This window comes from Streptomyces sp. NPDC060232, from assembly GCF_042726555.1.
In the GTDB taxonomy this organism is placed as follows: Bacteria; Actinomycetota; Actinomycetes; order Streptomycetales; family Streptomycetaceae; genus Streptomyces.
Map to the genome: position 1 here is coordinate 46,004 of NZ_JBHXAG010000024.1, position 12,043 is coordinate 58,046.

Genomic DNA, 12,043 nt, shown 5'->3' on the forward strand with positions numbered 1-12,043 from the left:
ACCTCCGCGTCGGAGCCGGTCAGGTCAGGAGCGGGCCAGATCAGGGACGGGTCAGACCAGGGACGGGTCAGACCAGGGACGGGTCAACGGTTGCGGCGCACGACGACGGCGGTCACGGCCCCACCGATGAGGACGCAGGCCCCGAGTCCCAGCCCGACCCAGAGCAGGGAGTTGCCGTCCTTCTTCTCCTCGGCCTGGGGGGCGGGGGTGGGCGTACCGGCGGCTTTGCCGTCGGGTGCTGCGGATGCCTTGCCGCCGGCGGCTGCCGCGGCCAGATCGGGCAGCGGATAGACATCGGCCGGACCGGGATCCCCGGGCGTCTGCAACGCGATCCGGGGCCGGACCATGCCGTAACCGACGTAGTCGTTGCGTTGAGTTCCGTCGACGGGCTTGGCTGCGGTGTTCAGCAGAACCCGCAGGACCTGGTTGTTGGTCCATTCAGGGTGCGCGGACCAGAGCAGGGCGGCGGAGGCGGAGGCCAGGGCGGAGGCGTCGCTGGTGCCGGAGGAAGTACAAAGCCCGGTCTTGCCTGCACAAGCCGTGACGATGCCGCTTCCGAATCCAGCCATATCCACCTGCGGACCGTACTGCGACTCCTTGGTCGGCTCACCGCTCGCGTCGACGGCTCCGACTCCGACAACTCCAGGAGTTGCAGCCGGGTAGAAGAGTTCGCTCTTTCCGTAGTTTCCTGTGCCAGCGAAGATCAGCTTCCCCTTGGAGAGTGCGTACTTCACCGCTTCGCGGCGCGGTTCGTCATCGCCGACTGTGCCGTCCACGCCCAGAGACATGTTGATGATCTTGGCGTCCGAGTCTGCCGCGTATCTGATGGCCGCCACCCACGACGGGGTCGCTCGGTTGGTCTCGTGAGGTACACGGATCGGCAGGATCTTGACGCCGGGCGCGAGCCCGAAGGCGCCATCACCACTCGGATGCTTTCCGCTGCCTGCGATGACTGCAGCCATGGTGGTGCCGTGGCTACTGATATCGGTCCGCTCATCGCCCTCAACGCTGTCCGGTTCAAAGTCCTTACCGGGGAGCACTTGCCCTTCAAGTTCTGGGATGCGCTTGACACCAGAATCGATCACCGCAACGGTGACACCCTTGCCTGTGCTCGTCTTCCAGATCTCGTCGGCCTTCAGGGCGTCGAGATGCCACTGCTGCGATCGGATGGTCTCCGCGTGGGCCGGGGTCGCGGCGACCCCGGCCAGCAGGAGACCCACCAGGGCCGCGGTCGCCTTACGCATGTGCATCCCGTACAACGTCCGTTCTGCTCAGTCGATCACGGGCGGGGCAACACGACGGTTGCCCTGCCAGGTCTCTTCGTCCTCGGTCAGGTAATCGGGACGCTCGCTTCCCTGGTTGTCCCGACGCCTGCCCGGAGTCTGCGCGCCTGCGCCCGCGTAACCCACAGGACCGGCACCATTGCGGACGAGGCCGGATCCACCCTGGGTGAACGGCTGACCCGCCGCGATCGGACGACCGACCGCGCCGGCCTGACGCCCACCTATGACGCCACCGGGCTCCGACGCCAGTCGGCGACCTGCCTGGAGTCCTGCCTGGGTGCCGCCGTAATGGCCGCCGGCGCCATGGCCCATGCCTCCGCCCATGGGACGACCGGCCTGCGTGCCTTCGCCGATGACCGTACCGCGCGGGATGCCAGAGGTCGGTCCGGTGGACGTCACCGGGCGACCGCCCGTGATGCCAGCGTCACGCGGGAGCAGGCCAGGGGTGCCGATGACCTTGCCGCCAGGAGGAACGCCAGGACCACCCAATCCGGGGTACGGACCAATGCCCGGGCCGGTAGCGAAGGGACCGGGTCCCCCCTTCACGCCTCCTACCGGCGGCACCATCACGGGCGGAGCGAAGGGGCCGGGAGTGGGTCCGACTGGACCTGTGGTCGGGGGGAGGCCTGGTGTGCTCGTCACTGGAGGCACAGTGCGGTCGGGAAGCGTCCCGACGCTGTCGATGTCTACGTCAACCTCGCGGTCCGGGATTGACGGAACGGAGACCCCTGGAACCGTATTGTCTGGTTTCGACTGATGCGCCGGCGCCGAACCCGGATCGCTTGCAAAGCCACCGCCACCCGATGCCGACGAGGATCCGTACGAGGAGCTTGAGTAGCTCCCCGCCCCAGAACTTGCGCCTGAGCGAGCCCTATCGGTGTCGCCTGCGAAACCCTCCGGCACCAGCACCTGCGGCGGCGGCGGAAGCCTCGGGGCTTCCACCTTGCCCATCTGCACCGCGGACTGGTCGTACGCCCCAGCCAGCTTGTTCATCGCGTCCACGGCTCGCGCGTGGTCTCCGCTCAGCTTCGACCAGGCCTCCTGGCCGAGCTGCACCGCGTCCGGTTCGTTGTGGTGCTCGCGGGAAATCGCGAGGTTCTCCCTGAGCTTCGCGTCCGCAGCCGCGTCGTACGGGGGGAAGTTCCCCGCGCCGTCCTTGGACGGCTTGACCTCCCTCATGACCTGCGCCGCTTCGGCCATGTACTTGCCGCCGACCTTGCTGTATTTGGCCAGTTCCAGCGTGGCGCTGCCCGCGCGGCTCACCCAGTCCTGGAACGCCGTGGCGCCCTCGCCCTCCCAGCCCTTGACCTTGTGGTCCTTGAGCTTGGTGCCGATTTGCTCGATCGTCGTGGCGGCCTCGGTGAGCTTCGTGCCCAGCGCCGCGACCTTCGTCGGATCGAGCGACTCGATCATCGCGTGCAGCTGTGCGTGCGTGTATCCCTCGAAGTCCGTCATCCGACATCCACGCCCTTCCTCGTCGCGTTCGGCTGCGGGTTGTCGCCCGTCCCCTTCGCGTGGGGGTCACGATCCCGGCCGTACTCGTCATGGGCCTGCTTAGCGATGACGACCATGCGCCGCTTCTGCTCCTCGTCCACCTCGGCGTAGCCGCCGCCCGCGGACAGGACCGCGATGCCCAGGGCCTCGATCAGCTCTGCCAGCCCCTTCGACAGCTTCTGCAGCTCCGAGTGGACGGTCTTGTACGCCTCGTACAGCTTGTCCGCCTCGGGAAAGCCCTGCCCCAGGGCGCCTGACGGGAGGGTGCCGTCCGCCAGTTTGTTGTGGTGCGCCGGGGATTCCTGAAGCTCCGTCAGGAGGCCGTCCACCAGGCTCTTGTAGCCCTTCAGGTCCTCGTACTGGACCTGAAGCGCCGCAGCCTTCGCCTGTGCGTCCGCCTGGGCCCTGATCGACGCCGCCATGTCCCCCGACAGGTCTAGCGCCAGAACCCCGACTTTGTCCTCTGCCACGATGGCCTCCCCGACTCCCCGTCCCCGTTCGCACCCGTTCGCACGTGTGCGCGCACACTCTCGGCGATCACTCTAGCGACCGGCACCGACAGGCCCAAGTCCAGGTTGCACGTGCAATGCGACTCACACGGTCACGAGTTGGGCGCCACCACCGCCGCCGACGGCCTGATCGGGAGCCTGTTGACCGGGCGGCCCGTCGCCGCGCGGACCGCCGAGGCGATTGCCGCCGGGGTCGTCACCACCGGGACCGCGCTCGCCGCCTTCGCGCCGAACGGGGCCACCACGTCGCGCTCCTCGACCAGTTTGACGATGCGGACCGTCGGGGCGTCCAGTGCGGTCGGCAGGGCGTAGCCCGTCAGGTCGGGGTGGCGGACCAGGCCGGCGACCGTGCGGAGGTTCTCCGTCAGGGCCGCGCCCACGCCCTGGGTGACGCCCGCTTCGATACGGGCCTCCAGCTGGCGGGGGTTGAGGACGCGGCCCACGTCCTGGGCCACCGCGAGCTCCACCACCCGTACCGAGCCAAGTTCGATGTCCACGTCGACCACCGCGCGGATCGCGCAGAAGGCGAGGCCCACGAACGCGTCGCCCTGGCCGTCCGCGTCCAGCGGTTCCGTCGGGTGGGGGCGGCACTGGGCGGTCGCCCAGAGCTCCTTGCCCGCCATCGCCTCCGAGACGCTCATCGAGAACGCGCCGTCGTAGGAGGTGATGCGGCCGTCCTGGATCTGCAGGAGTTCCGTCGACATGCCCAGCTTGTGCGCCATGGGCTGCAGGAGTTGGGTGCGGACCATCTTGGCGGCCCGCTCCACCGCGCCGCCCGACACCCACGTGTGGCGGCCGTGCGCCGCCGGGCCGGCCGGCGGCTGGTCGGTGTCCACCGGGGCCACCGCCACCTCGTCGACGCCCAGGACCTCCTGGACGATCTGGCGGGCCAGGGTGCCGAAGCCCTGCCCGGTGTCGACGGCCGCGCAGATGACCGTCGCCGCGCCGTTGACCACCTTGACCGTGGCGGTGGAGACCTCGTCGGTCCCCTCGGCGCCGAGCATGTGCACCATGCCGACGCCGTAGCCGACGCCGCGCCGCACCGCGCCCGGCTCGCCCGCGCCCTCCGGGCCGCCGGGCAGCAGCCACTCGTCCTCCGGGGCATCCTTCGGGAGGGCGGGCAGCTCGAAGTCGCGCACCGACCGCAGGAGTTCGGCCACCGGGGCCGGGCAGGTGACCGTCTGACCGGTCGGGAGGAGGTCTCCGGTCGCCAGGACGTTGCGCATGCGCAGTTCCGCGCCGTCGATGCCGAGGGCGGCCGCGAGCTTGTCCATCTGGCCCTCGTACGCGGCGCACACCTGCATCGCGCCCTCGCCGCGGACGTGGCCCGACGGCGGGTTGTTGGTGCGTACCACCCAGCCCTCGACGAAGGCGTGCGGGACGACGTACGGGCCGCAGGCGAAGGCCACCGCCGCCGCCAGGGATTCCGCGGAGGCGTCGGCGTACGCGCCCGCGTCCATCAGGATCTGCGCCTCGACCTTGACCAGGCGGCCCTCCGCGTCCGCGTGGTGGCGGTAGCGCAGCAGGGTCGGGTGGCGGTGGGTGTGGCCGAGGAAGGACTCCTCGCGGGTGGCGGCCAGCTTCACCGGGCAGCCCGTACGCAGGGCGAGCAGGCCCAGCGGGAGCTGGAAGGCGGCGTCCTCGCGGTCGGCCGTCGCACCCGGCACGCCGGTGACGACGACGCGTACGCGGTCAGGTTCCAGGCCGAAGCAGGCGGCGGCCAGGTCGCGGTCGGTGTGCGGGTCGGTGGAAGCGGTGTACAGGTCGACGCCGCCGTCTGGGCGGGGCACGGCCAGCCCGGCCTCCGCGCCGATGGGCGCGGGGTCCTGGCGGCCGATCCGGTACAGGCCCTCGACCACGACCTCGCCGGTGGCCTCCGGGTCGCCGTAGCGCAGCGGGATGTGCCGGATCAGGTTGCCGTCGGGGTGCAGGGCGGCGGCGCCGAAGGACTGCTCGGGGTCGGTGACCGGGTCGAGGAGTTCGTATTCGACGGCGATAGCGGCCGCGGCGAGCCGTGCCGTGTCGGGGTGGTCGGCGGCGACGGCGGCGATGGGCTCGCCGTGGTGGCGTACGACGTCGTGCGCGAACACCGGCCGGTCGGCGATCCGGCGGCCGTGGGTGGTGGCGCCGGGCACGTCGGCGTGGGTGACGACGGCGCGCACGCCGGGCATCTCGGCGGCGGCCGTGGTGTCGATGGAGACGATCCGGGCGTGGGCGTGCGGGGAGCGCAGCACGGCGGCCCACAGCAGGCCCTCGGCCCACAGGTCGGCGGCGTAGGGGAAGGTGCCCTCGGTCTTGGCGCGGGTGTCGGTGGCCTCGACGGAGGCGCCGATGCCGCGCGGGACCTGCGGCCCGTCCGGTTCCGGCGTCGTCGTCAGGGCGGTCGTCGTGGTGTTGACCGTCGTCGCGGTCGCCGCGTCCTGCCCGCTCACGCCGTGCCTCCGTGGTGGATGCCGCCCTCGCCGGGCGCTGCCTGGTGCGGGATGCGCGGCTCCTGCGCACCCTCGGCCTGCGGCTGGGCGTGCCCCGGCGTCGCAGCCGCAGCCGCCACCTCCGCGGACGCGGCCGACGTGGCCTCCCGCTCTGCCACGACCTCGCGCACGGCCTCGACGACTCCCGCGTAGCCGGAGCACCGGCAGAGGTTGCCGCACAGCGCCTGGCGGGTCTCCAGCTCGCTGGGGGCGTGGTTGCCCTCCAGCAGGTCATGGATGGTCATGGCCATGCCGGGCACGCAGAATCCGCACTGCACCGCACCCGACCTGCACAACGCCTGCTGCACGTCCGAGAGTTCCCCGCCCGTCGCCAGACCCTCGACGGTGCGGACCTCGCTGCCGGCCGCCGTCGCCGCCGGGACCAGGCAGGAGGCGACGAGCCGGCCGTCGACCTGCACGGCGCAGGCGCCGCACTCGCCCTGCGAGCAGCCGTCCTTGGCGCCGGCGAGGCCGAGGCGCTCGCGCAGCACGTAGAGGAGGGACTCCCCGATCCAGGCTCCGGTGACGGGGCGGTCGGCGCCGTTGACGCGCAGGACGTAGGAGGCCTGCGGGTGCTCGTGGTGGACGGCGGCGGCGGGATGCTCTTCTTCTTCGTACGCCGGCACATCGGCCGGGATCCCTTCGCCGGCTGCCTCCACCGGGAGCTCCGCCGGGCTGTCGGCGGTGTCCGCGAGCGGAGTGGAGCCGGCCGGGATCTCCTCGGGGGACGGGGCGGCCTCGGCCGGTGCCTGCCCTTCGGCACCGGCGGGCTCGGGGGCGGGTACCGGTGCCGGGGCGGGTACCGGTGCCGGGGCGGGCTCGTCGGCCGGTACCGCGAAGCCGTGGCCGTCCGTCGCTGCGGCCTCCGCCTCGGGGGCGTCGCCGGTCTGGGCGGGCCCGGACTCCGGCGCCTGGCCGAAGGCCGAGAAGCCGTGCCCGTCGGTGTCGGCGGGACGCGCCGAATGACCGGAATACCCGGGGTGTTCGGAGTACTCGGCATGACCGGCGCGCCCGGTGTGGTCGGAATATCCCGAATGCCCGAAGGGGTCGGCAGGTTGGGCCTGCTCGCCGTGTACGGCCTGCTCGCGGTGTTCGGCCTGCTCGCCGTGTACGGCCTGCTCGCCGTGTTCGCCGTGCGCGGTGTCCGCGGCCGGCGCCTCGACCCGTACTCCGCCGAAGAGGTCCACGCCGCCGGCCGCCACGGCCGGCTCCTGCGCCGCGGCTCCCGGACGGGGCCGCTCCCCCGCGAGCGCCGTGGCCGCCGGGCCGTGCGCGGCGTCGATGTCGTGCGGTGCCTGGTGCGCGGGCTCGGCCTCCGGCAGCGCGGTGCCCACACCGGGGCCGCCCAGCACCCGCGGCCCGCGACCCGGGGCGCCCACACCGGGCCCGCCGAGCGGCCGTCCCGCGGCGTGTGCCGTGGCAGCGCCCGCCGCGGCCGCGGCGGCGGCCTCGTCCGTGCCGGGCAGGACGCCCGCGTCCTGGCCGGGGCCGAGGCCCTGGCCGGGGTCGAGGCCCTGGCCGGGGTCGAGGCCCTGGCGGGGGTCGGCGGCCGGCTGCTGCGTCAGGTAGGCCCACGGGGCGGGGGCGCCGCCCGGCAGGGTCGCCGGGGCCTGGCTCCAGTCCGCGTCCAGGCCGCCCGTGCGGTAGTCGCCCTGCTGCTGCGCGAAGTCCGGCACGGCCCACTGCCCGGTCGTCGACGGCGCGCCCTCGGGCTCGTGCACCGCCTCGGGGAACCGCCACTCCGCCGTCTCACCGGGATCGTGCGCCGGCTCGGAGTCGGGCTCCGCCTCGGCGAACGCGGCCGCCACGGACGCCGGAATGGGGATCGAAGCGGGGATCGGCCCGCCCACGGAACCAGAACCCGAACCGGCAGCGGAAGCGGAACCGGAAGCGGAACCGGCGCCCGACCCCGACGGACCGGCACCCGAAGCACCCGAAGCACCCGAAGCACCCGAAGCGCCCGCGGCACCCGCCTCCGGCCACTGCACCGGGAGCGCCCACGTGCCCGTGGCCGCCGGGTCCGTGCTCGCCGATCCCAGCGGCACGATCATCGGCGGCGGCACGTAGCCGTGCCCGGGCGCCGCGAGCGGCTCACCGGTGCCGAGCGCGTCCAGCATGTCCTGCGGCAGTTTCACGAAGGCCGTGGCGTCCGAGTCGTACTCGCCGCCCTGCGGGACCGGTTCCCAGCCCCAGCCCGCCGTGCCGTTCCCCTGGGTCACGTTCTCGTTCTCGTTCTCGCTCATGAGGTCAGCGCCCTTCCGAGGGCCCTCCGTGCCAGTACGGCCACCGTCCGCCGCAGGTGCAGTACACCCGGAGCCACCGGTTCCCCCTGGTCGGGGACACAGGCGGCCGCGACGTACTCGCCGAAGGCCTCCAGCGCCTCGGGGGCCAGGCTCCGCCCGCCGTCCCAGTCGATCAGCGAGGCCACCCACTGCTCGGCCTCCAGGGGGCGCAGCGGCATCGGGGCCACGGCGCCGATCGCGCAGCGCACGCCCCGGCGCGCCGGGTCCAGTACGAGTCCCACGGACGCCACCGCGCGCCCGGGCCCCGTACGCCCCGTGGCCTTGAGGAACACCTGCGGGGCGTGCAGCAGCGGCACCCGCACGAAGCCGATGAGCTCACCGGGCCGCAGCATCTCCCGCCCGGCCAGCAGGTGCGAGACCGGGATCTCGCGCTGCCCGCCCGGGCCGACGACGACCAGTACGGCCTCCAGCGCGGCCAGCACGGGCAGTGCGTCGCCGGTGGGCGCGGCGGTGGCGATGTTCCCGCCGAGGGTGCCGGCGTTGCGGATCTGCGGGGGTCCGGCGGCGCGCGCGGCCGCCGCGAGCGCGGGGATCAGGGCGGCGAAGTCGGGACGCCCCATCCGGGCGTGGGTGAGGCCGGCGCCGAGCAGTGCGTGGCCGTCCTGGTACTGCCAGCCGCGGATCTCGTTGATCCGGCCCAGGCCGACCAGGGCGGCGGGCCGCAGCAGCCCGGCGTTGACCGCGGCCATGAGGTCGGTGCCGCCCGCGACGGGAACGGCGGCGGGCATGGCGGTGAGCGCCGCGACGGCCTCGTCGAGCGAGGCCGGCAGCGTCACGGACTGCGCCGCCTGCTGCCCCTGAGCCCCCTGAGGTGAATCAGGTGCGTGCGGTGCGTGCGGTGCGTGCGTGGTCAACCCAGCTGCCCCTTCCCGATGTCCCGGTCCTGGCGCTCACGCCTGTCCGCCGTACGGTACGTGCTCACCGCCGGGACGTGGCAACTCTGGCACATCTTCCGGGCCGCCCGGCGCGAGGGTCCTCCCGGCGCCTCCGCCTTCCCCGGGCCCCCGCGCTCCCCGCCCGGCCCTGGGCCCCGCCGTGCCGCCCGGTGCCTGCCGCCGCGCCCCGTACGGGGCGGGGTGACGGCTTCACCGGACCTCTTCACCCTCGCCCCCGAACGTCCGATTTTCCCCGTATAGCGGGAAATCCAGCCAGAGTTCCGGACCCGCTCCCTTTCCGGCCGGGTCGCGCCCGCGCCCCCGTGTCACACGTTCGGGGGCGCGCCCTCGACAGGGCGCCCCCGGACCCCGGGCCGCCGCTGCCACGGCAACGGGCCTCCCGGCGGCCGGTATCCGACGCCGAGCGCGTCCAACCGCACGTAGTGCGGGGCCATTCGCCGCTCGAAGTCCGCGTAGTCGCGCTCCTCCGGCTCCGGCAGCCGCGACCACACCACCTCCGCGAAGGCCGCCAGCCGCGGGAACACCTGGTAGTCGACCCGGCCCTGGTCCTGCGTCACCTCGGTCCACATGTTGGCCTGGGCGCCCAGCACATGGGCCGCGGCCTGCGGCGACAGCTTCGGCGGCACCGGCTCGAAGCGGTACACGTCCTCCAGCGAGCGCACGTACCCGATGGGCATCGGCTCGTCTGCGCCGCCTGCCTGACGGTGGTCCAGGTACACCTGCTGCTCGGGGCACATCACCACGTCGTGGCCGGCCTCGGCGGCGGCGACGCCGCCCGCGTAGCCGCGCCACGAGGACACGGCCGCCCCCGGCGCGAGCCCGCCTTCCAGGATCTCGTCCCACCCGATCAGCCGCCGTCCGCGCTCGGCGAGCCAGCCGTCGAAGTGCCGGATGAACCAGGACTGCAGCCCGTCCTCCCCGTCCACGCCCAGCTCGCGGATCCGCTGCTGCGCGGCGGCGGAGGCCTTCCACTGCTCCTTGGGGCACTCGTCGCCGCCCACGTGCACGAAGGGCGAGACCTCCGCCGGGAACAGCTCCAGCAGTTCCTCGAAGACCCCCTCGTAGAAGCGCAGCACGGCCTCGGTCGGCGCGAGCACGTTCTCGCAGATCCCCCAGTCGTCCCACACCCCGAGCGCCGCGGTGTCGACGACGTCGGTGTTGCCCAGCTCCGGGTACGCGGCGATCGCGGCCTGCGAGTGACCCGGTACGTCGATCTCCGGGACCACCCTGACGTGGCGCTCGGCGGCGTACGCGACGATCTCGCGGATGTCGTCCTGCGTGTAGAAGCCGCCGCGCGGGGTCTCGTTCCACAGCGGGGAGGCCCGGTGGCCCCACCGGCTGCGCTCCCGCCACGCCCCGACCTCCGTCAGGCGCGGGTGGCGCTTGATCTCGACCCGCCAGCCCTGGTCGTCCGTCAGGTGCAGGTGGAGGACGTTGAGCTTGTGGGCGGCGAGCAGGTCGATGTAGCGCAGCACGCCGTCCTTGGGCATGAAGTGGCGGGCCACGTCGAGCATCAGCCCGCGCCAGCCGAAGCGGGGGCCGTCCACGACGGTGCCGTGCGGCAGGCTCCATGCCCGGCGGTCGCGCGTTCCGCCCGGCAGGGGCGCCCTGCGGTACGCGTCGGGGCCGAGCAGCTGGCGCAGGGTCTGGGCGCCCCAGAACAGTCCGGCCGCCGTCGCCCCCGCCAGCTCCACGCCTTCGGGCCCGATGTCGAGCCGGTACGCCTCGGGTCCCAGGCCTGGGGCGGCGCCGGGGTCGAGGCGCAGCCGCAGCCCGGCGGCGCGGCCGGGGTCGGCCGGGGGCAGCTCCCAGCCGGTGGCCGCGCCCAGCTCGCGCCGCAGCCACCGTGCGGTGGTCCCGGTCCCCGGGCCGGCGGACAGGCCCGGCTCGGGGCCGAAGGTGTAGCGGCGTCCGCCCTCGCGGGGGACGGCGACGCGGGGTGCGGGGATCAGGCCCGTGCGGATCACGTCCATGCGTCAGCCCTTCGCGACATGCTGTTGCGCCCTGCGCAACGCACGGTCCGCCGGGTGCTCGTCGCGCCGACCCTAACGCGGCCCGCAGGCACGGCAAAGGCCCCCGGACGCACCGTGGTGCGCCGAGGGCCCTGGTCCCGTGAAAGGGAGGGGTGAGCAGGTCGGACCTACTTGTCCTTGCCGCCCTTGTCCTTGTCCCCGCCGGGGCCCATGGACTCGTAGATCTCCTTGCACATGGGGCAGACCGGGTACTTCTTCGGGTCCCGGCCCGGTACCCAGACCTTGCCGCAGAGCGCGACGACGGGGGTCCCGTCGAGCGCGCTCGCCATGATCTTGTCCTTCTGGACGTAGTGGGCGAAGCGCTCGTGGTCGCCGTCACCGTGCGACACCTGCGGCGTCGGCTCTACGAGGGTCCCCGTGCCAGTCCCGCGCTCGGGCTCAAGAGTGCTCATGGACCCAGGGTACTTAACCCCGCGCCCGTCAGTTGAGCGACGGGTCGTCCGGATAGGTGGCGACCATCGCGAGTTCGCTGCGCTGGCGGCGCAGCACCGCCCGCCACAGCCGCTCCGGGTCGGGCGAGGACACGTCGCCGGGCTCCGACTCCACCACGTACCAGGCGCCCTCGCCCAGCTCCTCCTCCAGCTGGCCCGGGCCCCAGCCGGAGTAGCCGGCGAAGATGCGCAGGCCCCCCAGGGCCGAGGCGAGGAGCTCCGGCGGCGCCTCCAGGTCGACCAGGCCGATCGCCCCGTGCACCCGGCGCCAGCCGATCGGGCCCTCCTCGCCGGGGATGACGGCCAGGCCCAGGGCGGAGTCCAGTGCCACCGGCCCGCCCTGGAACACCACGCCCGGCGCTCCGGCGAGCGGAGCCCAGGGCAGCAGGACGTCGCCGACGCCCACCGGGGTCGGCCGGTTGAGGACCACGCCGAGGGAGCCCTGCTCGTCGTGGTCGAGCAGCAGCACCACCGCGCGGTCGAAGTTCGGGTCCGCGAGGGTGGGGGTGGCCACGAGCAGCCGCCCTGTGAGGGAGGACACCTCGGTCATGCCGCCATGATCCCGCACATCGGCCGTTTCCGGGGAGCGGGCGCGGAGATCGGATCGCCCGCAGGCCAGGGCG

General features: G+C 73.4%; 9 protein-coding genes. All 9 read right to left on the minus strand.

The genetic code is table 11. The features are described from left to right. Positions 1-83: 83 nt before the first annotated feature. Positions 84-1,250 carry a type VII secretion-associated serine protease mycosin gene (gene mycP, locus ACFWFZ_RS28500; RefSeq protein ID WP_387125844.1) on the minus strand — a complete coding sequence of 389 codons (1,167 nt, stop codon included), beginning with the start codon at positions 1,248-1,250 and terminating at the stop codon, positions 84-86. 21 nt (positions 1,251-1,271) lie between these two features. Next, positions 1,272-2,738: a WXG100 family type VII secretion target gene (locus tag ACFWFZ_RS28505; RefSeq protein WP_387125845.1), complete on the minus strand. Its 1,467-nt coding sequence runs from the start codon at positions 2,736-2,738 to the stop codon at positions 1,272-1,274. Further along, positions 2,735-3,247: a hypothetical protein gene (locus ACFWFZ_RS28510; protein ID WP_387125846.1), complete on the minus strand. Its 513-nt coding sequence runs from the start codon at positions 3,245-3,247 to the stop codon at positions 2,735-2,737. Before ACFWFZ_RS28510 ends, ACFWFZ_RS28505 begins: the two co-directional genes overlap by 4 nt. 131 nt (positions 3,248-3,378) lie before the next feature. Beyond that, positions 3,379-5,664: a xanthine dehydrogenase family protein molybdopterin-binding subunit gene (locus ACFWFZ_RS28515; RefSeq protein WP_387125890.1), complete on the minus strand. Its 2,286-nt coding sequence runs from the start codon at positions 5,662-5,664 to the stop codon at positions 3,379-3,381. Positions 5,665-5,714: 50 nt separating this feature from the next. Next, entirely contained in the window at positions 5,715-8,000 is a 2,286-nt protein-coding gene (locus tag ACFWFZ_RS28520; protein WP_387125847.1) for a 2Fe-2S iron-sulfur cluster-binding protein, read from the minus strand. Beyond that, on the minus strand, positions 7,997-8,914 hold the full coding sequence (locus ACFWFZ_RS28525) for an FAD binding domain-containing protein (protein WP_387125848.1): 918 nt from the start codon (positions 8,912-8,914) through the stop codon (positions 7,997-7,999). The genes ACFWFZ_RS28520 and ACFWFZ_RS28525 overlap by 4 nt, the downstream gene beginning before the upstream one ends. A 347-nt stretch (positions 8,915-9,261) precedes the next feature. Next, positions 9,262-10,929, minus strand: coding sequence for a beta-N-acetylhexosaminidase (locus ACFWFZ_RS28530; RefSeq protein ID WP_387125849.1), 1,668 nt, complete (start codon positions 10,927-10,929; stop codon positions 9,262-9,264). 167 nt (positions 10,930-11,096) lie between these two features. Then, the gene (locus ACFWFZ_RS28535; protein WP_030010729.1) at positions 11,097-11,381 is read right to left on the minus strand and encodes a DUF3039 domain-containing protein; all 285 of its coding nucleotides are present in this window, start codon (positions 11,379-11,381) and stop codon (positions 11,097-11,099) included. A 28-nt stretch (positions 11,382-11,409) separates the two neighbouring features. Next, positions 11,410-11,970 (minus strand): YqgE/AlgH family protein, encoded by a 561-nt coding sequence (locus tag ACFWFZ_RS28540; RefSeq protein WP_387125850.1) that lies wholly within the window; start codon positions 11,968-11,970, stop codon positions 11,410-11,412. Positions 11,971-12,043 lie beyond the last annotated feature (73 nt).